Here is a 21888-nt window from a genome sequence, read left to right as displayed (position 1 = left end):
AGGAGGAAACAGAAGGTGATAGAAGTATGTGTTACAGTCAATTATAATAATAGAAATTATCAAACAAATGTTATTGTAAGCAAAGATACGGTGTGGACAAAAATTAAACAATTGGCAGAAGAACAAGTCAAAAAACAGTGGGATTTTTAATTTGATTATTTAAAAAATGAAGTTATAGGTTAGAGATTATAACTAAACCCAAGACTGTTCAGTCCTTAAATATAGATAAGAAGAAATTTGTTTGAAAGGAGGAAGAAGGAAATGATAGAAGTATGCGTTACAGTCAATTATAACGATAGAAATTATCAAACAAATGTTATTGTAAGCAAAGATACGATATGGACAAAAATTAAACAGTTGGCAGAAGAACAAGTGAAGAAACAATGGAGTCTTTAAATGTATTTTTAACTTAAAAGCTAAATGAAATTATGGAATCTATTTCTTTATGCTAAGTGTGGTTCTATATTGTAACGTTCAACTAACCTATCTGTAATATTTATGGCTACAGTATGTTAATATAGGAGAAACAATAGTTTTGATCGTAGGAGGAAAACAATGAACAGCGACTTTACCTTGGCCATACACAGTTTAACTTATTTAGCTTTACAGCCAGACCGGATGTCAACAAGTAATGCTATTTCAGAAAGTGCAGGTGTTCACCCAGTACGCATTCGCAAAGTGCTAAGTTTGTTAAAAAAACATAAGTTTATACAATCAAAAGAGGGGACTGGTGGCGGTTTTATTTTCGCCCGAGATTTAGATGAAGTTAATCTTTGGCATATTTATCAAATAACCTCTGAAGGTGCATTGCAGCCTAAGTGTCCTGAATCAAATGGTCAGTGTATTGTGGGTTCGAATATGCGAAAAGTTCTTTTCACTATTTTCTTAGGTGCAGAAGAACATCTAGGTGAATATTTAAAGGACTATACAATGAAAGAAGTTGTTGATCTTATCAATCAAGAACGTTAAGCGGCTTAATTGTTATATAGAGCCGTAAGTTCTTACTATTTAAATGTAATGGAAAATATTACAGTTTGATTTTGTTTTTATTTTTTATCGCCACAAAAAATATTTATAAGAAGGTGAAAAAGTATGATGTCAAATAATAATCAAGTTTTAAAAGTAGGAGATTGGGTTCGTGGAATATCAAATGAGGGTGAATTCATAGTTGGTTACATTGTATCACTTGATGAAGTGGAAGATGTAGTCACAGTTAGTATTGTGAAACGTGACGACAAGTACACAATGAACGAAGCTATTTTACTCTTTAGTAAACATGTTAACAAACTCCCTGAATCAAAGGTAATAAATAAGGAGCAAATCCTTTATCTTATAGACCTTGCATTAGTAACAGGGGACGAAGAATGGTTTATCGAGCTTTCTTCAAAATTAAACTCGATAAAAGAGCTAGTTAGTGAGAGGGTTTAACGTATTATATTATATGGAGAGGACACAATTACTTTTCGTATAAAAGGAAATGAAATACAACCAATTCAATACAAACATAGAAATATCCCTGAAGAAGAGTTGAAAAAACTAAACTTAAGATGACATTGAAGTGATTTGTTTGCTCACTCCTAATAATAATAATGATGTAAATAAGCTGTCCATATGGGCCAGCTTATTTTTTCATTTAGCAAAATGTTAGAGGTTCTCTCGTTGCCATCAAGTTGAAAAACGTATATGAATGCAATATCTATAATATATATCCTAAAAATTGGTTTATGTATTTAAAAAGATATTTCTTTTTAACCACATTAATTATTTATTAGAATATCTTTTTTAGTTTGAAATAAAATTTTTCGGTAAAGAATAATATAAATATTTTTAAAATGAGTAGCTAAAATAAACAATATTTTACTGTATTTTATGCTAATTAATTCCGTTGTAAGTGATAGAAACAAGGGTTGTGTGCTAACTGTAAAATATTATCCATGTAAAATTATATCCATTTAATATTTCTGAAAATATAAAAATATTAATTTTATAAATATACACGTTATAATGAGTGCGTCGAGAGAAATTTTATTATCTCTGGAGAAAATATAAAAAATGCGATTATTAGTAAGAAGGGTGTGTGGTTAGAGGCGAAATGTATGTAAAGTGCTTCAGTGGCTTGTGTAATCAATACCATAAATGCTGCCGAAGCTATTAAAGTGATGGTATAGAATTGAGAAAGAAATGCCTCATAAATGAAGAGAGGCTGGTTTAACTGAAATTACTGTTACAAGTAATGTAGAGAAACCATTAAAGTAATACATTGTTATTAGAAATGTTGCAACGTATTTATGAAATCTATTCAATATTGTTCTCTTAAGTGGTCTTTATATAAGGAGCGGATATTACGAGTAAACTTTTTTGTGAACGCTAACAATTATATTAGGACGCTAACTAGCGACTGTTTTAATTTGGATTCATTATGATGAAGGACTTGCAATGTGGGGCAACTTGTAAGGAATTCATTTTCTGAAAGAATATTCGTTAGTTATAAAGGGAGACGCAGGAATAGATAAAAGGGGGAGTTATTATATGAACGGGAATACTGCAAAGAAAATAGAAGTTCAAGCTGAAAATACCGCACTAAAAAATGAGCAATATGCAGATCCGAAAAAGTGGCATAAGCAGGATACTACATGGGCATTGAGCCTATTTGGAACTGCAATTGGAGCAGGGGTGCTCTTTTTACCGATTAATGCAGGTTCAGGTGGATTATTATCATTACTACTAATTACATTGCTTGCATATCCAGTTATGTATTACTCACATAGGGCACTTGCTAAAATGATATACGCTTCTAATTCTGCTGATGAGGGGATCACAGGTACAATTAGAGAGTATTTCGGAAATAAAGCGAGTATCATTTTTAACATCGTATATTTCGGTTCAATTTATACAATCGTACTAATGTATTCGGTTGCGCTTACAAACACTGCAAGTAGTTTTATCGTGCATCAATTGCACATGCCAGAACCTCCAAGAGCCATTTTATCACTTGTATTAGTTCTTGGTCTTATCGCTATACTGAATTTTGGTCAAGATATTACTGTGAAAATCATGAGTATGCTAGTGTATCCTTTCATAGCTTCTCTACTGTTTATCGCAATATCTTTAATTCCACAGTGGAATACGTCAATGCTTAGCTTCTCAGCTGTTTCTACTGCTTCAACAGGAACAGGATATTTAGGAACGATATTAATGATTCTACCAATCATCGTATTCTCATTTAATCATTCACCTATGATTTCATCATTTGTTGTGAAACAGAGAGCTACGTATGGAATAGAAGCTACTGATGCTAAATGTGCGCAGATACAAAAAGTTTGTTATATCATGACATTCGTAGTAGTTATGTTCTTCGTTTGGAGTAGTGCACTAAGCTTGACTCCAGAGGATTTAAAAATGGCAAAAGAGCAAAACTTATCAATTCTTTCATATCTTGCAAATGAACTGAATTCACCTGTAATCACGATTGCAGCTCCAATCATCGCTTTTGTGGCTATTACAAAATCTTTCCTTGGCCATTATATCGGAGCATTTGAAGTAATGCGTGACATGATTATTAAGTTCGGTAAATCACGTGGAAAAGATATTGAAGAAAAAACAATTAAGACAATCGTCCTTACTTTTGTTGTATTATCATGCTGGTTTGTTGCTTATACAAATCCAAGTATTCTTGGACTTATTGATTCTCTAAGTGGTCCATTAGTTGCTGCTATCTTATGTCTATTACCGATGTATGCGATTCAAAAAGTACCAGTACTAGCTAAATACAAAGGGAAAATGAGTAACGTATTTGTTATTATTGTAGGTGTCCTTACTGTTTTAGCAAGTATTAAATCATTATTCTAATTCACGATTGTTAGTTCTAATATTAAATAGAACGATTTTGGGACAGGCTTCTCCGTTTGGAGGGTCTGTCCCTTTTTAATGCGTTACAGTTTTATCTTGTTGATTTTATGAGATATTTCCGCATAATTGTAGCTAAGGGAGATGATTTCAAGTTGAGTAAACTGAATATTAGCACGAAAGTTTCAGGAGATATAATTGTTACCCGTCTAATTGGCAAGATTAAAACAGATGATGTGTATGAATGGTTTAATGGTTTCGAGCAAGTTTGTCAGCAATTCATTTCCGAGGAGCGGAAATATAAATTGTTGGTCGATAGAAAAGGATACATACCAGATCATTTTTCTGTTCAAAAAGCATGGAAAGAGAAGTTTTTCAATGAAACGATTTTGAAACACAGTAAGGCAATTGCTTTTCTTCTTGAAGAAGGAGAGATATTGAATTATTTACAACAATCTAATACAAAAGAATCTGTAAAATTTTTCGATGATTATGAACAAGCATTCCTATGGTTGAATGCATATCCCATATGAAATTGTTAGTGAACCAGTTGCTTAAGCAACTGTTTTTTTATGCTTGCAAGTAGTATCAGGAAGGAAACTTCTATGCGAAATGTTTAGCATTAGAGGACATACATTTTTAATGCGTTAAATATAATTCATAATAGCACCAGGAAGAAGAGTATACGCTTTAAGGTATTAGATATATTGCTTTCAAAAATATCAATGTGGCATAAAGTGAGTAAGGGGGATAAACATATGAGTACTTCAAATTTGAATGAAATCAGTAAACAAATTTTAATAGAGGAGGAAACACTTCAATTTTCCTCTTTTACAAATGAAGATGCACTGCAAATAGGTTTATTTATCGTTGAAACGGCGAGGCAAGAAGGGAAATTGATTGCTGTTGATATAGCGAAAAATGGCGTGCAACTATTTCATTTCAAGATGACAGGGACAACTGCGGAAAATACGCAATGGATTGAGCGTAAAAAACGAGTTGTTTCTTTGCATAATCATAGCTCGTATTATATGCAAATACAAAGTGAAATAACGGGCGTTTCATATAATGAAAAGTATCTTTTAGATAGGTCGGATTATGCTGCGTTTGGTGGATGTTTTCCGGTCCAAATAAAAGATGTAGGGGTTATTGGGATGATAACCGTTTCAGGATTACCACCAGAAGAAGATCACGAATTGGTAGTAAGGGCAGTTAAAAATCATTTGAATGAATAGTAAAAAGGCAAAACCGAACAAGAATATGTTCGATTTTGCCTTTTTACTATTCAGTTCATGAACATATTTCTAATAAGATGTTACAGGATGAAAAATCTTTAATTCGAGACACTTTTCTTGACGATAATAATCTATGTAGTTAATATGATAGACATAAAATAACTTAATTACTTTTAATAATTAAGTTATTTTATATAAGTTACAGGTAAGTAGTATGTGGTAAAAATGCTTTGAATTGCCACTATTAATATTGGGGACAATTAGAAAGCGACAAATATAAAGAATTAGCAGTTAAGAAGTAAGAATGGATTAACAATAATAGTAGCTTCTGTACAATGCATTTTTACTATAGTGAAAATGACTATACATCACGAGGGGGACTGAAATTGGAATCAATGACCTTTGTTTTATTTGGAGCAACAGGGGATTTAGCTAAAAGAAAAATTTACCCCGCGCTATATAACTTATATAGAGATCAAAAGCTTCCAAAGCAAATATCTGTTATTGGGCTTGGAAGACGTGAAGTATCTCATTTAGATTTTCAAAAAAGAGTAAAAGAATCCATAGAAACTTTTTCTCGTCGCAAGGAAGAAGGTACTCCGAACATAGAAGATTTTTTAGCGTATTTTCGTTATTGTCCGTTAGATGTGAATAAGCCAGAAGACTATAAAAGGTTATTACAAGTAGTTGTTGAAAGGGAAGAAGAACAAAATATACAAGGGAATAGAATGTTCTACCTTTCAGTTACTCCTGACTTCTTTGAGACCATTGCTTTAAATATTAAAGAAAGTGGACTGGATAAAACGGATGGATGGAAGCGCCTAATGATTGAGAAACCGTTTGGTCATGATCTTCCATCTGCTCGAGAGCTGAATGATAAGCTTAGCCGAACGTTTGAAGAAGACGAAATATACCGTATTGATCATTATTTAGGTAAACCGATGATTCAAAACATTGAAGCGCTTGAATTTGCAAACCCTGTTCTCCAATCGATTTGGAATAAAGAACATATTGCGAATGTACAAATAACAGCTAGTGAAACGGTTGGGGTAGAAGAAAGGGCAGGATATTATGATCATGCAGGAGCCATTCGCGATATGGTTCAAAATCATATGCTGCAAATATTAATGATGACTGCAATGAATCTGCCGGAAAAGATAAATGCATGTGAAATTCGTGAGGAAAAACGAAAAGTGATGGAGACTCTTCGTAAAGTGAAAAAAGAAGACGTTCAAAACCATATCATTCGCGGGCAATATGCTTCAGGTGAAATAAAAGGACAACAAGTTATAGCGTATAGAGAGGAGCCAGGAGTTAATCCTTCTTCTCAAACAGATACATTTGTTGCGGCTCGCTTATGGATTGATAACCCATTTTGGACTGATGTTCCTTTTTACATACGAACAGGAAAAAGAATGAAAGAAAAGTCTACTCGTATTGTAATTGAGTTTAAAAATACATTAAAACAGCAGTATCAAGATAGTAATCCAAATGCAGCGCCTAATTTGTTAATCATTGAAATTAGTCCAAATGAAAATGTTTCACTCCAATTAAATAGTAAAAATCCATTGAACAATGGAGAGCTTGAACCGATCCGTATTCATTTCACTTGTGAGCAAACAGGAGTGGGAATACCTGAAGCTTACGAAAGGCTTATTTATGATGCTATATGCGGAGATTCTACATTCTTTGCACACTGGAGAGAAGTTGAATTGTCATGGGAATGGGTGCAGCCAATCCTTGAAGCGTTCGAAGAGAATTTGTTACCTCTTCATAAATATGAGTCTGGCTCGTATGGTCCGGATGCTGCTCATGCTCTATTACAAGAAAGTGAATTTAAATGGTGGTTAGATGAGGAATTGAAAAAGTAAGTACATTCTTACAAGTAAAGCAATATGACAAAAAGATATTCATCATTTTATTAACATGTATTTATGATGAAAGGTAATTCAAGGAGGAATTATATTATGAGAGTAGGATTAATTGGTTTAGGTAAAATGGGATTGAATTTAGGGAAGAATTTAATGGATCATAAACATGAAGTAGCAGCATTTGATTTAAATGCAAGTGCAGTGGAAGAAATGAAAGAGTACGGGGCTACAGGTGTATCTAGTTTAAGTGATCTTGTTCAGTCATTACAATCACCAAGAATTCTTTGGGTTATGGTGCCACACGCTGTTGTTGATTCTGTTATTGATGAAGTTACACCACTTTTATCAAAAGGAGATATTTTAATTGAAGCGGGTAATTCACATTATAAAGAGTCCATTCGCCGATATGAACAACTAAAGAAAGATGGCATTCACTTTATGGATGCAGGAACTTCTGGCGGAATGGAAGGCGCTCGTAATGGTGCTTGTTATATGATCGGAGGAGATCAAGAAGCTTGGGACATCGTTGAACCTATCTTCCATGATACTGCTGTAGAAAATGGATACTTATATGCTGGAAAAGCTGGTAGTGGTCACTTCTTAAAAATGGTTCACAACGGAATTGAATACGGTATGATGGCTGCTATTGGTGAAGGATTTGAGATTCTAGAGAAAAGTGAATTTGACTACGATTATGAAAAAGTATCAAGAGTATGGAACAACGGTTCAGTAATCCGTTCATGGTTAATGGAATTAACAGAAAATGCATTTTCTAAAGATGCAAAATTAGATGAAATTAAGGGTGTTATGCATTCTTCTGGTGAAGGAAAATGGACAGTAGAAACAGCATTAGACCTTCAAACAGCAACTCCTGTTATCGCAATGTCGTTATTAATGCGCTACCGCTCATTAGACAATGATACGTTTACAGGAAAAGTTGTCGCAGCACTGCGCAATGAATTTGGCGGACATGCGGTAGAAAAGAAATAAACATCTTAAAATTATAACTCATTAACGTTTAAAAATTGGAGGGAATGGATCATGAAGTTTTTTATTGATACTGCAAATCTTGAGGACATAAACAAAGCATATAAACTTGGAGTTTTAGCTGGTGTTACAACGAACCCGTCTTTAGTAGCAAAAGAGGGCATTAAGTTTGAAGACCGTATTGCGGAAATTTGTCAGGCAGTACCTAACGTTGAATCTGTTTCAGCAGAAGTAACGCCAGATGCTGTTACAGCTGAAGAAATGATCGCTCAAGCAGAAGAGCTGATTAAAATTAACGGTGGCGATGAAAAAGTTACAATAAAACTTCCGATGACACTAGCAGGATTAGAAGCTTGTCGTTATCTTACTGAAAAAGGTGTGAAAACGAATGTTACACTTATTTTCACTGTGAACCAAGCTCTTTTAGCTGCCAGGGCAGGTGCAACGTACGTTTCTCCATTTTTAGGACGTTTAGATGATATTTCTGAAGATGGTGTATTATTAGTTGCTAAAATTGCTGAATTATTCGATGTTCATCAAGTAGATACACAAATTATTGCGGCTTCTGTTAGACATCCAGATCATGTAACTCGTGTAGCGATGGCAGGTGCACACATTGCAACAATCCCTTATAAAGTAATTGAACAACTTGCTATGCACCCATTAACTGATCAAGGTATTGAAAAGTTTGCTGCGGACTGGGCGAAAGCGCCTAAGTTATAATGAAGTGAGGCTTTTATTTTTCAAAATAGCACTATAGTTAGGAAAAGGACCTCCTTATGAGAGTGAAGTTTATGAAAACGTAGCTCTCATAAGGGAGCGTCTTTTTTGTATAAACAATAGTGGTATTTTGTTATAGGAATGTTTTGAAAGGGGTTACATAGTGAGCGCGAAATATATGATTGGTGTAGATATTGGAACAACTAGTACAAAAGCAGTTTTGTTTTCGATCGATGGATCAGTTATTGCAAGTCATGGGATTGAATATCCTTTATATTCACCTGCGCCAGAAACAGCAGAACAAGATCCAGAAGAGATTTTTCAAGCAGTCATACATACGATTAAAGAAACTATACAAACAAGTAATGTGCAGCCAGTTGATATTCTTTGTGTTTCTTTTAGTTCGGCCATGCATAGTATCATTGCTGTAGATGAGAAGGGAAAGCCGTTAACGAGATGTATCACTTGGGCAGATAATAGAAGCGCGCGCTGGGCAGAGAAAATAAAGAATGATATGAATGGTCATGAAATTTACCTTCGTACTGGAACACCAATTCATCCTATGTCACCACTTTCAAAATTAGTTTGGCTTAAAAATGAGCATGCTGAGTTGTTTGCGAAAAGCTATAAATTCATCTCAATTAAAGAGTATGTTTTTTATAAGTTATTTAAAGAATATATAATTGATTATTCTATAGCATCAGCAACAGGAATGTTCAATTTGAAATCTTTAAAATGGGATGAAGAAGCCTTGCGTGTTGCAGGAATTTCAGAGGAAAAGCTTTCTAAACTCGTTCCAACGACGCACAGTTTAATAGGGATAAATGAAGAACTTGCAAGAGAAATGGATGTACTTGTTACGACTCCTTTTATAATAGGAGCGAGTGATGGAGTACTATCGAATTTAGGTGTGAATGCAATAGAACCTGGAGTAGTTGCTATTACAATTGGTACGAGCGGCGCGGTGCGAGTTGTAACAAATCAGTCTGTAACGGATCCGAAAGGGAGGACTTTTTGTTACGCTTTAACTGAGGACCTTTGGGTAATTGGTGGACCGGTTAATAATGGTGGTATGATTTTTAGGTGGGTTCGCGACCAATTATGTACGTTAGAAGTTGAGCATGCGAAGCGCTTAGGAAAAGATCCTTATGAAGTACTTACGGAAATAGCAGCAAAAGTGAATCCGGGATCTGACGGTTTATTATTTCATCCGTATTTAGCAGGGGAAAGAGCTCCTTTATGGAATGCGAATGCACGGGGATCTTTCTTTGGGCTTGGCCTACATCATAAGAAAGAGCATCTTATTCGTGCTGTTTTAGAAGGAATCATTTATAACTTGTATACAGTTCTTCTTGCTTTAAAAGAGCTAATTGGCGAACCGAAAAAAATTCAAGCGACAGGCGGTTTTGCAAGATCGGAACTTTGGAGACAGATGATGGCAGATATTTTCCATCAAGACGTATATGTTCCGGAAAGTTTCGAAAGCTCTTGCTTAGGAGCTGCAATCCTCGGTTTATATAGTTTAGGTGAAGTAGATACGTTGCATGTAGTTTCTGAAATGGTAGGTGCGAATTTCCACCATGAACCAAACATGGAAAGTGTGGAAAAATATAAAGATTTAACACCAATCTATATTCGTCTGTCCCGTCAATTGGAAGAAGAATATGAGAGTATAGCAGCTTATCAAAAAAAGTGGGTTTAAAAGCTATTTAGCAGGAAAATATGGTAACGTATAAAGAGGTACTCCGATTTTTTAGGATACTCTTTCAACATAAAATATTTTAAGAAGTAAGATGAATGAAAAATATAGGGAGAGAGGGTTATGAAAATGAAGGATAACAAAGATTTTATTGGATATGTTGGAACATACACGAAAGAAAATAGTGAAGGAATATATAGGTTTACTTTAGATGTAGAAGCAAAAAAAATTAGTAATGTAACACTTGCGGCGAAGCAGGATAACCCTACATATGTAACAATTAACAAAAATAATGAATATCTCTATTCTGTTGTTAAGGAAGGAGAATCTGGTGGTGTAGCTGCTTATTGGATTGATAGTCATACTGGAGAACTAAAAGCGAAAAATAGACAAGTAGTAGAAGGTGCTTCTCCTTGTCATATTAGTGTTGATAGTGGAAATCATACAGTAGTTACAGCGAATTATCATAAAGGAACGATTGAGTCTTTTGAAGTAAATGAAGAAAATGGAACGGTAAGTCCTGCTCTATCTATTATGACACATGAAGGTACAGGACCGAATAAAGAAAGACAAGAAAAACCACATGCACATTACGCGGGATATACTCCTGATGAAAAATATGTGATAGGTGTCGATTTAGGGATTGATAAATTAATTACGTATGAAATAAAAGATAGTGCATTAAAAGAAGTGAATAGCTTGTCTGTGAAACCAGGGAGTGGTCCAAGACATATTACATTTCATCCAAATGGAAAGTACGCTTATGTGATGACGGAACTTAGTTCAGAAGTCATTGTATTAACGTATCATCCTGAAGGGGGATCCTTTACAGAATTGCAGTATATTTCTACTGTTCCAGAAGATGATGAGAACAGTCAAGGGAGTGCCATACACATCTCTTCTGACGGCCGGTTTGTGTATGCAGCGAATCGTGGTCATAATAGTATTGCTGTTTTCAGCGTGGATCAAAACTCAGGTCAGCTTACATTTGTTGAACATACACATACAGAAGGAAATTGGCCGAGGGACTTTGTATTAGATCCTACTGAAAAGTTCCTTGTTGCTACAAATGAAAAGTCACATAATCTTGTGTTATTTTCAAGAGATGAATCTACAGGTAAGTTAACACTTTTACAATCTGATGTTGCTGTGCCAGAGCCTGTTTGTGTGAAGTTTTTAAATATTTAAGTTGTGTTCGATATAATTTCATATACTCAGAAAACAATAAAAAGCAAAGCGATATCGCTTTGCTTTTATTGTTTCTTTTTCGGTCTACGTACTAACTCGCCGCCGCAGTTTGGGCAAACGTTGTGTCTTTCTTCTGTACATGGTGCACAAAATGTACATTCATATACGCAAATGTATGCCTCAGAATCTTGTTCCAGCGATTGATCGCAAATTTGACAGTTTGTTTTCATTTGTAGTGCCATAGTAAATCTCCTTTTTGTTTGAATATTTATAATTTAATTATAATTCAATAGGCAGAGTTAGTCCTTTTCAATTGAAAGGAAATCGAATGATAAAGTTATGATTTGAAATGAAAGGAGCTCTTTTATTTTTAAATTGATTATTTTGTGCAGTTAGAATATTATGAAATAGTCAAAAGACAACAGGGGGTATACATTTTGACTAATCATAGCGAATATTTAAAAGCAAACTGCGAAAAATGCTTCGGTCTATGTTGCGTGGCATTACCGTTCGCAGCATCGGTAGATTTTGCAGTGAATAAAGATGGTGGTAAACCATGTTCCAATTTACAATCAGATTTTAAATGCAGTATACATAAAAATCTTAGAGGAAAAGGTTATAAAGGCTGTACAGTATTTGAATGTTTTGGCGCTGGACAGAAAATTTCTCAAGTTACGTTTAACGGAATTGATTGGCGGAAAGATGCCAAGCATGCGAGAAAAATGTATGATGCTTTTCCAGTTATGCATCAGCTTCATGAAATGCTCTGGTATTTGAATGAGGCTATTCTTTTACAGGCGACACAATCGATTCATAAAGAGTTAAGTAAAGCGATTGAAGAGACAGAGCGACTTTCGAATTTAAATGCGGATGAGTTAATGAAAGTAAATATTCCATTACATCGTGCAGAAGTGAATATTTTACTTTTAGAAACGAGCGAACTAGTATGGAAGGAAATGAATGCTGCGCGTAAGAAACGAATCATTCACCGCGGAGCAGACCTTATGGGAGCAAATTTGAAAAAGAAAAATTTGCAAGGGGCGAATTTAAGAGGAGCTTATTTAATTGCGGCTAACTTAAATGGTGCAGACTTAAGAGGAGCAGATCTCATCGGAGCTGATTTACGAGATGCAGATATTCGTGGGGCTGATTTTACAAATAGTATTTTTCTGACGCAAGTTCAAATTAATGCAGCGAAAGGGGACAAACATACGAAATTGCCGAAAATGTTGTCCCGTCCATCGCATTGGAGTGCGTAAAGAGTATATACAAACAGGCAGAGATTAAAAATCTCTGCCTGTTTTTCATTTCTTTTCAAAAGTAGTAATGAAAACACTACATATAATAAGAATACCACCAATAAAAAAGTTACTATTTAATGTTTCATTTAAGAGCAGCCAACCAAGCAATGATCCAACGATAGGTTGGAAGAAGAAAAATAAGGAGCCGATGCTAGCGTCCATTAATTCTAACCCTTTATTCCAAAGGAAAAAGGCACCTGCTGTTGAGACGATTCCTAAATAAAGTACGCCTAATACTACATACATGTTCAAATCTTCAATCGGGTTTGTTTGAAATTCCCATATCATAAAAGGTGTAATAAAAAAGAGTGAAAAGAATATGGCGTACGTTGTAATCACTAAAGATGAAAATTTGGCTGAAGCAATTTTTACATAAATAGATAGTAAAGCCCACGTAATAGCTGCCCCAACTAATATGATTGTACCGATAAAATAGGAGCCAATTTCAATATCCCATCCAATGACGATAATGACACCGATTGTCGCTATGATGGTAGATAGTAATCTACGAGCGGTTAGTTTTTCTTTTAAAATGATCGCTGCAAATAGAACCATAAATGCAGGTGTAGCTGATGTTACTAAAGAGCCTGTATGAGCGTCGGATAATTTTGTTCCGATAAATTGACATGTAATCGAAATGAAATATCCGATAAATCCAATCCAAGCGAATAAAAGCCAATCTTTTTTGCGAATAGTTACTTTCTTCTTTTGCTTTTTCTCAGCTATTTTCAAAAAGCCATATAAAACAACAAAAGCAATGATAAAGCGTAGCCAAACGAGTGTTAGTGGTGGGATAAAGTCGAGTACGTATTTACTAACAACATACATACCGCCCCATATACTAGCTGCTAGTGATAAACATATAGCTCCTAAAATTGTTTGTTTCATGTAAAGTACCTCCGTCTATTTTTAGGGTTTTATGAGTTCCCTAAGACGAGGCAAAGTGTATATGTTTTATAAATGCCCGTCTTAGTTTATAGACGGCCTACAGGTTGATCGTTTTCGAATGAAGCGTTGTAGTACATGTGTATTCCTCCTTCTTAAGTTATAATGACATTATAACTTAATTTTCTGATTATTGGAGGTTGTTATGGAATATATCGTAATAAAATCACATGTTAGCAATTATCCTGATCCAATTCGCTTAGAAGAGGGGGATATAGTGAAAATGATAGAGAGTTACGCTGGTCCTGAAAACTGGGAAAACTGGATGTTTTGTCACGAAGAGAAGTATAACCGGAAAGGATGGGTTCCGGAGCAAATTATAATGAAAAATACAACTGGTGTAGGAATCATTACGAAACAATATACTGCGAAAGAATTAAATGTGAGTATTGGAGAAAGATTGATTGGATTAGAAGAATTGAATGGATGGGTTTGGTGTGAAAAAACAGGTGGTGAGGATGGCTGGGTACCGAAGGAAAACTTACAAAATATTAGTAATACTATTTGGTTATTAATATAGGAAACATATTTTTAGTTTATGAGTATATTGGTTGTAGGATGAAAAAGTAGATTAATAGAGACCGAGGAGGAGATTGTTATAACTACAACCGTTATTTCTCATTTTTATAATGAAGAGTATTTATTACCATGGTGGCTTGCTCATCATACGAAACTGTTTGATCATGGTATTTTAATTAATAAAGGTTCAACAGATCGTTCGGTTGGAATTTGTAAAAAATTCGCGCCACACTGGGAAGTACGAGATTCTGCAAATCCAGAGTTTGATGCATTTGCGACAGATCATGAAGTGATGAGGGTAGAAGAAGAAGTAAAGGGATGGAAAATGATTTTAAATACGACTGAGTTTCTTTGTATGCAAGATAAAAATCAGTTTTGGAAATCACTGAATGAATTGGGAGAGAGGATGTATTGGCTGGAAGGGCTTATTATGGTCGATGATCTTAACTATAATTATCCGGACCTTAACTTTGGAATACCTTTAATGAAACAGCGATTTCACGGTTATTTACCAGAAGATTGGCCGTTATGGAGGAGAGGTAGATTTATTCATAATCATGAACACGGAAGTTATACGGTTGGAAGACATTTATCTGCACATGAATCTATGATTTATCCGCCTCTTGCTTGTATATTATGGTTTGGATTTAGTCCGTGGAATGATGCGATGAGAAAGAGGAAATTACAAATTGGACCGACACTTTCAGAAGCTAGTAAGCAAGGGGGGATGGGAACGCATCATATTATTACACCTGAAAAATTAGAAGAATGGTATAAGGATTTAGCAAGAGGGACGAAGGATTTACGTTTTAGTGATGCATATCGTTATGTTTTTTTATAAATGATTCCCACCATAAAATGGTTTCTTCAATTCCTGTATTTAGATCGTATGTTGGTTTCCAGTTTACTTCAGTTTTTAAACGCTCTACATGAACGCCGACGAATAAAGGTTCATCTGTAGAGAAAGGGATTGCACCTAGTTTAATTAAATGTTCTTTTCCTATCTTTTTAGCAATGATAGATGCCAATTCTTTAATTTGTACAGATTGACCAGAAGCGATATTGATTGTGCCTGTAACGCCCTGTTCCAATATTGTTACAAGAGCATGAGCGACGTCGCCCACATGGAGGAAATCTCTTGATTGTTTTCCATGTGTACATAGTGCTTCCTCATTTTTTAATAAGGAAGTAATAATGTTAGAAACGAGCCGGTTCCCTTGTTCGTGAGGGCCATACATATGAAAGATGCGGCCCCAACACATGCTGAGGCCTATTTGCTGTGCATATGATTGTAGCCAAGAGTGCAGTGTGTTTTTACATAATGAATACGGTGTTTTATAGGAAAGAAGCGGTGAATCTTCAAATAGTACGCCATTAAACCATTCATATTCTGCGCCAGTACCGGCAACAACGACTCGCTTTCCGCCGCAAGTTGTGAAGTGTTGAATCAACGAGATACTGGATGTAAGCCAATAGTAATTATTGATAGATACATAACACGCCGGTGGCACTGCTTCCCAAGCTAAATGAATGAGATGACTAGGCTTCATATCGTAAATGAGTTTTTTTACTTCTTCATCGCAAAATAAGTTTACTTTATGCCAGTGGCAAGAGATGTGAGAAGGCTTATTTGTATGATAAGTGGCGTGCACCTCATAACCCTTTTGTATAAGAGAATTTACAACATATTTACCAATCCACCCACTACCGCCTGTTACAAGGACTTTTTTCATGGCTCAATTACCTCAACTTCTGGTATCGTTACTAAAAATTTGCCGCCCCATTCGCGAATGAAAGAGCATTCTTTCATAATTTCATCTTTTAAATTCCAAGGGAGAATGAGGATGTAATCAGGTTTTGTACGCTTAATTTCTTCTGGAGATTGTATTGGAATACGTGTTCCTGGTAGAAGGAGATTTTGTTTGTGAGGATTTTTATCTACTGTATAAGCTAGAAATTCTTTTCCTATCCCGCAATAATTTAAAAGGGTGTTTCCTTTAGCTGGAGCACCGTAGCCGATAATTTGTTTATTTAAAGCTTTTGCTTCGATAAAAAATTTTAAAATATTTATTTTCAATTGTTCGATGCGTTTAGAAAAAATGAGATAGCAATCTAATGTATCTAGCCCGTGATCTACTTCTTTTTGGATTAAGTTTGTAACATTGGAATGGATAGTGGAATTGTTACTGTAATGTTTTACAAAAATACGTAAGGAACCACCGTGCGTTGCAAGTTCTTCTACATCGACAATTTGTAAATGATGGTGAGCTAAAACTTTTTGAAGACTTATAAGTGAGAAATAGGAGAAATGTTCATGGTAAATCGTATCAAACTGTTTAAAGGATATGAGGTTTAATAAGTGAGGGAATTCAATTGTTATTGTGCCATCTTGTTTTAATAACGTTTTTAAACCGGTAACAAAATCATGTAAGTTCGGAACGTGTGCTAATACGTTATTTGCGACGATTAAATCTGCTTGAGGTAACCTTTTTGCTAAGTCATTGCTGAAAAAATTCACTTCAGTAGGAATCCCTTTTTGGATAGCGATTTCTGCTACATTTTTTGCCGGCTCAATTCCTAGCGTCTCGATATGTTCTTTTTGAAAGTATTGTAATAAGTATCCATCGTTACTCGCGATTTCAATTACTTTTGAATGGTTTGTTAAGTTAAAACGTTTCATAGCCATTTCTACGTATTGCTTAGCGTGTAGTAGCCAGCTTGATGAGTATGAGCTGAAGTATAAGTAGTCATGAAAAATATTGTGCGGAGATTCAAATTCATCTAATTGTACAAGTAAACAAGAATGACAAACAAATGTGTGCAGCGGATAAAATGGTTCCATTTTATAGGAGTGTTCTGGAGCGACAAATGAGTTAGCGAGAGGGGAAACACCTAAATCTAAAAAAGTATTTATTAGTAGTGAGTGGCAAAAACGGCATTTTTTCTGGTCCATTTTGTAGCCCCCTTATAAATTTTTGAATGCATCGATTTGTTGTCGTGTGAAAGATTCCATATTTTCACCAGATGCATATTTTTTGTACCAATCAACGGTCCAAGCGATAGAATGGTCTGTTGATAACTTAGGAGTCCAACCGAGTTTATTTATTGCTTTTGTACTGTCGAGTGTTAAGATAGGTGATTCATAAGGAGTGTTTGTATGAGGAGAAAGGATTGTTAGTGGTTGATTCCATAATTTCATTATAGATTGAATGACATCATGAACTGTTCTGTTAGGTTCATTCATCGGACCGAAATTCCACGCTGTTGCATATTCAGCGTCTTTCCAAAGCTTTTCAGCTAAAAGGATATATCCATGTAAAGGATCTAATACGTGTTGCCACGGGCGAATAGCGTGTTTGTTTCTAATATTTAACGTACCATCTTCTAAATATGCACGAATGACATCTGGGAATAATCGGTCTTTTGCCCAATCACCACCGCCGATAACGTTCCCTGCTCTTACTGAGGCAAGGTGAAGTGCGTTCGTGCGGAAGAATGATTTTTGATAGGATGTTGCCACTAGTTCAGCACAAGCTTTACTAGCGCTATAAGGATCGTAACCTCCTAACCGGTCGCTTTCTTTGAATGCACGGTTACCACTCCCATCATTTTCATAGCATTTATCACTTGTAACATTAATGACGCCGCGTATACTTTCTATATGTTTTGCTGCTTCTAATACGTGAACAGTACCTAAAACATTCGTTTTAAATGTTTCGATAGGATTTTTGTATGAAATGGTGACAATCGGCTGGGCTGCTAAATGAAATAGTATGTCAGGGTTATGTTGTTTTAGGGCATGTAATAAAGCATCGTAATCTGTAATGTCGCCATTAATTGATGTGCACTCTTTTGCTACATTACCTTGTTCAAAAAGGTTTGGGGTAGATGGGGGGTGAGAAGAGTAGCCGATTACTTCTGCACCTAAGGAAGTTAAAAAGAGGGTGAGCCAGGAGCCTTTAAAGCCAGTATGTCCCGTAATAAATACTTTTTTCTTATTCCAAACAGATGATGAAGCCATATTACCAAACCTTCCACGGAGCGTTATTATTTTCCCATAGCTCAACTAATTTATTTTTATCGCGCAATGTATCCATCGGATGCCAAAAGCCGGTATGTTGATATGCGGCTAGTTCATTTTTGTTTACTAACTGAACTAAAGTGTCTGTTTCAAATACAGATTTATCTCCACTAATGTAATTGAAAACTTCAGGATTTAAAATGAAAAAGCCACCGTTAACCCATCCACCATCCCCGAGTGGCTTCTCTTGAAAGGATGTGACAGACTGTTTATCTAATACGAGAGAACCGAATCTGCCAGGAGGTTGTACGGCTGTAACAGTAGCCGTTTTTCCGTGTTTTTTATGAAATGCAATGAGTTCTTTTATATTTACATTACTTAATCCATCGCCATAAGTGAGGCAGAAAGGTTCGTCCCCAATGTAATTTTGTATTTTTTTAACTCGTCCACCTGTTTCGGTATTTAGACCGGTATCGATCAGTGTCACTTTCCACGGTTCTATACGATGAGAATGGTTAGTAATTGTATTGTCGCTTAAATGTATCGTGAAATCGGACATGTGTAAGTTGTAATTTAGAAAGAATTCTTTAATTGCATATCCTTTATAGCCTAAGCAAATAATAAACTCAGTAATTCCGTAATGGCTATACAAGCTCATAATGTGCCATAGAATAGGTTTTGTTCCAATTTCAATCATAGGTTTTGGTTTTAAATGCGTTTCTTCCCCAATCCTTGTTCCGTATCCACCTGCAAGAATAACAGCTTTCATTTCTTCCTCCTACTTATAAACAGAATTTGATATCGATGTTATTATGATATGTACTTAAATGAGAAAGGAACGGGCAATTTCATGGTTATGGTTCGTTCGTTTTTGTTTTTTTATTTAAATATTTGATTATAAAGTTAAAATAATAGATTAGATTATATAAAATGAAACGAAAAATTTTGTATAAATTGTGAATAATAAACCGTAACGTTTGACTGTACAGTTTATGTATTGTATGATGGTAGTAATATAAACAAGGGGGGAAGATCGTTGGGAAGGTGTATCGAATCGGACAGTTGGCTCTCATGGCTCACGTGTCGAAACGAACGATTGATTATTATACGAATCTAGGTATCTTAAAAGCGGAGCGATCTCAATCTAATTATCGCTATTACGACGAAACAGCATTTGAGACATTACAATTTATTGAGAAGTGCAAAGAAATGCATATGCCGCTTTGTGAGATTAAAGAGAAAATCGAGGAGAAGAAAAAGCTGCTCGGTATCAATGAACACGTTTCGAAACATGTGAATGAAGTGACAGACCATATTCATAGATTAGAAGCAGAGTTAACAGAGTTAAAGCCGCTTTTAGATGGATTGACTGATTCACAACGTGAAAAAATATCGAAGTCTTTATCAGGTCAAACGACAGCTTTAATACAGACACTTGCTCTATTATTATAGAAAAAAGTGAAATCCGACCTCTTTAATTTTTGTATCGGGCTATGTTTTCTAAGAAACAAATAAGAAAACATTATAGTATACAGGAGGTGGACACCTTAGTTTTTTAAACTAAGGGGATTCATTGGAAATATTTAATTTAGTCATGGTTGCGATTTTAATCGCATTTACTGGATTTTTCGTAGCAGCAGAGTTTGCGATTGTAAAGATACGTTCAAGCCGTATCGATCAGCTTGTTGCGGAAGGAAAACGCGGTGCTTTAGCAGCGAAAAAGGTAACAACAAATTTAGATGAATATTTATCTGCTTGTCAATTAGGTATTACAGTTACAGCTATGGGATTAGGTTGGTTAGGTGAACCGACAATCGAAAAGTTATTACACCCGCTATTTGAGAAATGGAACTTAAATCCTTCTATTTCATCAGTATTAACATTTGGTCTTGCTTTTATGATTATGACGTATTTACACGTTGTAGTAGGGGAATTAGCTCCGAAAACAATGGCAATTCAAAAGGCTGAAAGGGTAACGTTATTATTGGCAGGTCCATTAATGATGTTCTATAAAGTAATGTATCCATTTATTTGGGTATTGAACGGTTCAGCTCGTGTGATAACTGGTTTATTCGGTTTAAAACCAGCTTCAGAACATGAAGTAGCTCATACAGAAGAAGAATTACGCCTTATCCTTTCAGATAGCTATGAAAGTGGCGAAATTAATCAAGCTGAATACAAGTATGTAAATAACATTTTTGAATTTGATAATCGTATTGCAAAAGAGATTATGGTGCCGCGAACGGAAATCATTGGTTTCTACCTGGAAGATTCAGTAGAAGAACACATGAAAGTAATCCAAAATGAGCGATACACACGTTATCCAATTTTTGGAGAAGATAAAGATGATATTATCGGTATGGTCAACGTAAAAGATTTCTTTATTCGATATATGACCGAGGATCAAAAAGATTTATCATCTATTCGCTCGTATATGCGTCCGATTATTGAAGTGATGGAAACGACTCCAATTCACGATTTATTACTTCAAATGCAGAAGAAGCGAATTCCGATGGCTGTTTTATATGATGAGTACGGAGGAACAGCAGGGATTGTAACGCTTGAAGACATATTGGAGGAAATCGTCGGCGAAATTCGTGACGAATATGATGAAGATGAAGCACCACCAATTCAGCATGTGAATGAGCACCATAAAATCGTTGATGGAAAAGTGCTTATCTCAGAAGTAAAAGATTTGTTTGGATTACACATTGAAGAAGACGATGTGGATACAATCGGTGGCTGGATTATGATGCAAAATCATGAAATTGAAGAAGGACAACACGTTGAGGCGGAAGGTTATGAATTTAAAGTGTTAGAAAAAGACGCTTACCAAATTAAACGTGTTGAAATTCGTAAGATGGAACAAGAGCAAGAAGAAGAGAAAGCAGCAACTGTGTAAGTTGCTGCTTTTCTTCTAACGTATAAAAAATGAGAAATTAGGAGCGGATATTTTGATTCAAGCAGCCTTACGTGTATATCGATTACAATTGTATGGGATCTTTAGTGGTTTACTACTTATGTGGACGATTACTCCGTTTGGAAAACAAGTAACAGGATTTGGTATCGGATTAGCTGTAAGTGCATATTGTCTTTGGTTATTAGCTCGCAGAGTGGAGAAACTCGGAAAAAGCATCGTAATGAAAGAAAAGGCTCCGGGATTAGGAGTTTTAAACCGATTCGCTGCAGCCATTTTAGGAGCTATTATCATGTATGAAATTGAGCATGAAATGGAAATGTGGGCATTCGGTACAGGCATTTTAGGTGGTCACTTTTTAATGATTGCAAATTTAGCTTATGCGAATATGCAATTAGTGAAAGAGGAAGAGAAGCAAAGGGAACATGCTTCGAAAAACATAGAGCTATGATGAAAGGGGCCTAATGGGGTTCCTTTTTTGTGTTTAAGCGAGTTAATAAAAGGAATCAAATTAACGACAAATATAATACGCTTCTTTTTTTCGTTTTTCAATAGTATAAAAAATAATAAAAAATTTTTAAAAAACCCATCGATTTCTAAAGGTTATGTATGTTATTATGACAAAAGACTTTTTGAAAG

General features: G+C 35.3%; 24 protein-coding genes and 1 pseudogene. 19 read left to right on the top strand and 6 right to left on the bottom strand.

Going from position 1 to position 21888, the window contains the following annotated elements; translation table 11 throughout:
• Positions 1–15: 15 nt before the first annotated feature.
• The 13 genes and pseudogenes from VF726_RS18485 to VF726_RS18425 all read left to right on the top strand — a co-directional run bounded on the left by VF726_RS18485 (position 16) and on the right by VF726_RS18425 (position 11546).
• The gene (locus tag VF726_RS18485; RefSeq protein ID WP_440170950.1) at positions 16–150 is read left to right on the top strand and encodes a BA3454 family stress response protein; all 135 of its coding nucleotides are present in this window, start codon (positions 16–18) and stop codon (positions 148–150) included.
• A gap of 111 nt (positions 151–261) precedes the next feature.
• Positions 262–396: a BA3454 family stress response protein gene (locus VF726_RS18480; protein WP_000573531.1), complete on the top strand. Its 135-nt coding sequence runs from the start codon at positions 262–264 to the stop codon at positions 394–396.
• Between the two features lie 159 nt (positions 397–555).
• The gene (gene saiR, locus VF726_RS18475; RefSeq protein ID WP_440170947.1) at positions 556–969 is read left to right on the top strand and encodes an Rrf2-family transcriptional regulator SaiR; all 414 of its coding nucleotides are present in this window, start codon (positions 556–558) and stop codon (positions 967–969) included.
• Positions 970–1092: 123 nt separating this feature from the next.
• Positions 1093–1428, top strand: coding sequence for an IDEAL domain-containing protein (locus VF726_RS18470; RefSeq protein WP_440170945.1), 336 nt, complete (start codon positions 1093–1095; stop codon positions 1426–1428).
• 12 nt (positions 1429–1440) lie between these two features.
• Positions 1441–1551, top strand: a pseudogene (locus VF726_RS18465) (DUF3888 domain-containing protein); the annotation flags it as partial.
• Between the two features lie 978 nt (positions 1552–2529).
• Positions 2530–3849, top strand: a complete 1320-nt coding sequence (locus VF726_RS18460; RefSeq protein ID WP_440170943.1) for an aromatic amino acid transport family protein — start codon at positions 2530–2532, stop codon at positions 3847–3849.
• A 107-nt stretch (positions 3850–3956) separates the two neighbouring features.
• Positions 3957–4379 (top strand): STAS/SEC14 domain-containing protein, encoded by a 423-nt coding sequence (locus tag VF726_RS18455; protein ID WP_440171421.1) that lies wholly within the window; start codon positions 3957–3959, stop codon positions 4377–4379.
• A 225-nt stretch (positions 4380–4604) separates the two neighbouring features.
• The gene (locus VF726_RS18450) at positions 4605–5081 is read left to right on the top strand and encodes a heme-degrading domain-containing protein (RefSeq protein ID WP_440170941.1); all 477 of its coding nucleotides are present in this window, start codon (positions 4605–4607) and stop codon (positions 5079–5081) included.
• Between the two features lie 386 nt (positions 5082–5467).
• Positions 5468–6952: a glucose-6-phosphate dehydrogenase gene (gene zwf / locus VF726_RS18445; protein WP_440170938.1), complete on the top strand. Its 1485-nt coding sequence runs from the start codon at positions 5468–5470 to the stop codon at positions 6950–6952.
• A gap of 96 nt (positions 6953–7048) precedes the next feature.
• Positions 7049–7942: a phosphogluconate dehydrogenase (NAD(+)-dependent, decarboxylating) gene (gene gnd / locus VF726_RS18440; RefSeq protein ID WP_440170936.1), complete on the top strand. Its 894-nt coding sequence runs from the start codon at positions 7049–7051 to the stop codon at positions 7940–7942.
• Positions 7943–7993: 51 nt separating this feature from the next.
• Entirely contained in the window at positions 7994–8662 is a 669-nt protein-coding gene (fsa, locus tag VF726_RS18435; protein ID WP_440170933.1) for a fructose-6-phosphate aldolase, read from the top strand.
• A gap of 157 nt (positions 8663–8819) precedes the next feature.
• On the top strand, positions 8820–10361 hold the full coding sequence (gntK, locus tag VF726_RS18430) for a gluconokinase (protein WP_440171419.1): 1542 nt from the start codon (positions 8820–8822) through the stop codon (positions 10359–10361).
• Positions 10362–10481: 120 nt separating this feature from the next.
• Positions 10482–11546, top strand: coding sequence for a lactonase family protein (locus VF726_RS18425; RefSeq protein WP_440170931.1), 1065 nt, complete (start codon positions 10482–10484; stop codon positions 11544–11546).
• A 65-nt stretch (positions 11547–11611) separates the two neighbouring features.
• On the opposite strand, the gene VF726_RS18420 is transcribed toward VF726_RS18425, so the two are convergent.
• On the bottom strand, positions 11612–11788 hold the full coding sequence (locus VF726_RS18420; RefSeq protein WP_001207874.1) for a DUF1272 domain-containing protein: 177 nt from the start codon (positions 11786–11788) through the stop codon (positions 11612–11614).
• A 195-nt stretch (positions 11789–11983) separates the two neighbouring features.
• Between VF726_RS18420 and VF726_RS18415 the strand changes: the two genes are divergently transcribed.
• Positions 11984–12805, top strand: a complete 822-nt coding sequence (locus tag VF726_RS18415; protein WP_440170928.1) for a pentapeptide repeat-containing protein — start codon at positions 11984–11986, stop codon at positions 12803–12805.
• A gap of 45 nt (positions 12806–12850) precedes the next feature.
• On the opposite strand, the gene VF726_RS18410 is transcribed toward VF726_RS18415, so the two are convergent.
• Positions 12851–13735 carry a DMT family transporter gene (locus VF726_RS18410; RefSeq protein WP_440170926.1) on the bottom strand — a complete coding sequence of 295 codons (885 nt, stop codon included), beginning with the start codon at positions 13733–13735 and terminating at the stop codon, positions 12851–12853.
• Positions 13736–13937: 202 nt separating this feature from the next.
• Here VF726_RS18410 and VF726_RS18405 point away from each other — a divergent pair, with 202 nt between their 5' ends.
• Positions 13938–14312, top strand: a complete 375-nt coding sequence (locus VF726_RS18405; RefSeq protein ID WP_440170924.1) for an SH3 domain-containing protein — start codon at positions 13938–13940, stop codon at positions 14310–14312.
• Positions 14313–14366: 54 nt separating this feature from the next.
• On the top strand, positions 14367–15152 hold the full coding sequence (locus VF726_RS18400) for a glycosyltransferase family 2 protein (RefSeq protein ID WP_440171417.1): 786 nt from the start codon (positions 14367–14369) through the stop codon (positions 15150–15152).
• On the opposite strand, the gene VF726_RS18395 is transcribed toward VF726_RS18400, so the two are convergent.
• Genes VF726_RS18395 through rfbF form a run of 4 tightly spaced genes read right to left on the bottom strand, consistent with a single transcriptional unit; the run spans position 15121 to position 19101 of the window.
• A complete protein-coding gene (locus tag VF726_RS18395; RefSeq protein WP_440170922.1) occupies positions 15121–16044 on the bottom strand; it encodes an NAD-dependent epimerase/dehydratase family protein in 924 nt (307 codons plus the stop codon). The two genes, VF726_RS18400 and VF726_RS18395, sit on opposite strands and share 32 nt — an antisense overlap.
• Entirely contained in the window at positions 16041–17264 is a 1224-nt protein-coding gene (locus tag VF726_RS18390) for a methyltransferase domain-containing protein (protein WP_440170920.1), read from the bottom strand. Before VF726_RS18390 ends, VF726_RS18395 begins: the two co-directional genes overlap by 4 nt.
• 12 nt (positions 17265–17276) lie before the next feature.
• On the bottom strand, positions 17277–18332 hold the full coding sequence (gene rfbG, locus VF726_RS18385; RefSeq protein WP_440170918.1) for a CDP-glucose 4,6-dehydratase: 1056 nt from the start codon (positions 18330–18332) through the stop codon (positions 17277–17279).
• A 1-nt stretch (position 18333) separates the two neighbouring features.
• Positions 18334–19101 (bottom strand): glucose-1-phosphate cytidylyltransferase, encoded by a 768-nt coding sequence (gene rfbF / locus VF726_RS18380; RefSeq protein ID WP_440170916.1) that lies wholly within the window; start codon positions 19099–19101, stop codon positions 18334–18336.
• Positions 19102–19376: 275 nt separating this feature from the next.
• On the opposite strand from rfbF, the gene VF726_RS18375 reads away from it, so the two are divergent.
• The 3 genes from VF726_RS18375 (at position 19377) to VF726_RS18365 (ending at position 21700) form a co-directional block, all read left to right on the top strand.
• Positions 19377–19784, top strand: a complete 408-nt coding sequence (locus VF726_RS18375; RefSeq protein ID WP_087958918.1) for a MerR family transcriptional regulator — start codon at positions 19377–19379, stop codon at positions 19782–19784.
• 121 nt (positions 19785–19905) lie between these two features.
• On the top strand, positions 19906–21234 hold the full coding sequence (locus tag VF726_RS18370) for a hemolysin family protein (RefSeq protein ID WP_440170912.1): 1329 nt from the start codon (positions 19906–19908) through the stop codon (positions 21232–21234).
• 52 nt (positions 21235–21286) lie between these two features.
• Positions 21287–21700, top strand: a complete 414-nt coding sequence (locus tag VF726_RS18365) for an ATP synthase subunit I (RefSeq protein WP_440170909.1) — start codon at positions 21287–21289, stop codon at positions 21698–21700.
• Positions 21701–21888 lie beyond the last annotated feature (188 nt).

The sequence above is a fragment of the Bacillus sp. Brlt_9 genome (assembly GCF_051948935.1).
Lineage (GTDB): Bacteria > Bacillota > Bacilli > Bacillales > Bacillaceae_G > Bacillus_A.
Note: the sequence above shows the minus strand (reverse complement) of the source record. Positions and strands in the feature narration are given on the sequence as shown.

Excerpts from the sequence above, each read along its gene's own strand:
- VF726_RS18480 (WP_000573531.1), top strand. The coding sequence starts at position 262 with ATGATAGAAGTATGCGTTACAGTCAATTATAACGATAGAAATTATCAA.
- saiR (WP_440170947.1), top strand. The coding sequence starts at position 556 with ATGAACAGCGACTTTACCTTGGCCATACACAGTTTAACTTATTTAGCT.
- VF726_RS18470 (WP_440170945.1), top strand. The coding sequence starts at position 1,093 with ATGATGTCAAATAATAATCAAGTTTTAAAAGTAGGAGATTGGGTTCGT.
- VF726_RS18460 (WP_440170943.1), top strand. The coding sequence starts at position 2,530 with ATGAACGGGAATACTGCAAAGAAAATAGAAGTTCAAGCTGAAAATACC.
- VF726_RS18455 (WP_440171421.1), top strand. The coding sequence starts at position 3,957 with ATGAGATATTTCCGCATAATTGTAGCTAAGGGAGATGATTTCAAGTTG.
- VF726_RS18450 (WP_440170941.1), top strand. The coding sequence starts at position 4,605 with ATGAGTACTTCAAATTTGAATGAAATCAGTAAACAAATTTTAATAGAG.
- gnd (WP_440170936.1), top strand. The coding sequence starts at position 7,049 with ATGAGAGTAGGATTAATTGGTTTAGGTAAAATGGGATTGAATTTAGGG.
- fsa (WP_440170933.1), top strand. The coding sequence starts at position 7,994 with ATGAAGTTTTTTATTGATACTGCAAATCTTGAGGACATAAACAAAGCA.
- VF726_RS18425 (WP_440170931.1), top strand. The coding sequence starts at position 10,482 with ATGAAAATGAAGGATAACAAAGATTTTATTGGATATGTTGGAACATAC.
- VF726_RS18420 (WP_001207874.1), bottom strand. The coding sequence starts at position 11,788 with ATGGCACTACAAATGAAAACAAACTGTCAAATTTGCGATCAATCGCTG.
- VF726_RS18410 (WP_440170926.1), bottom strand. The coding sequence starts at position 13,735 with ATGAAACAAACAATTTTAGGAGCTATATGTTTATCACTAGCAGCTAGT.
- VF726_RS18405 (WP_440170924.1), top strand. The coding sequence starts at position 13,938 with ATGGAATATATCGTAATAAAATCACATGTTAGCAATTATCCTGATCCA.
- VF726_RS18395 (WP_440170922.1), bottom strand. The coding sequence starts at position 16,044 with ATGAAAAAAGTCCTTGTAACAGGCGGTAGTGGGTGGATTGGTAAATAT.
- VF726_RS18390 (WP_440170920.1), bottom strand. The coding sequence starts at position 17,264 with ATGGACCAGAAAAAATGCCGTTTTTGCCACTCACTACTAATAAATACT.
- rfbG (WP_440170918.1), bottom strand. The coding sequence starts at position 18,332 with ATGGCTTCATCATCTGTTTGGAATAAGAAAAAAGTATTTATTACGGGA.
- rfbF (WP_440170916.1), bottom strand. The coding sequence starts at position 19,101 with ATGAAAGCTGTTATTCTTGCAGGTGGATACGGAACAAGGATTGGGGAA.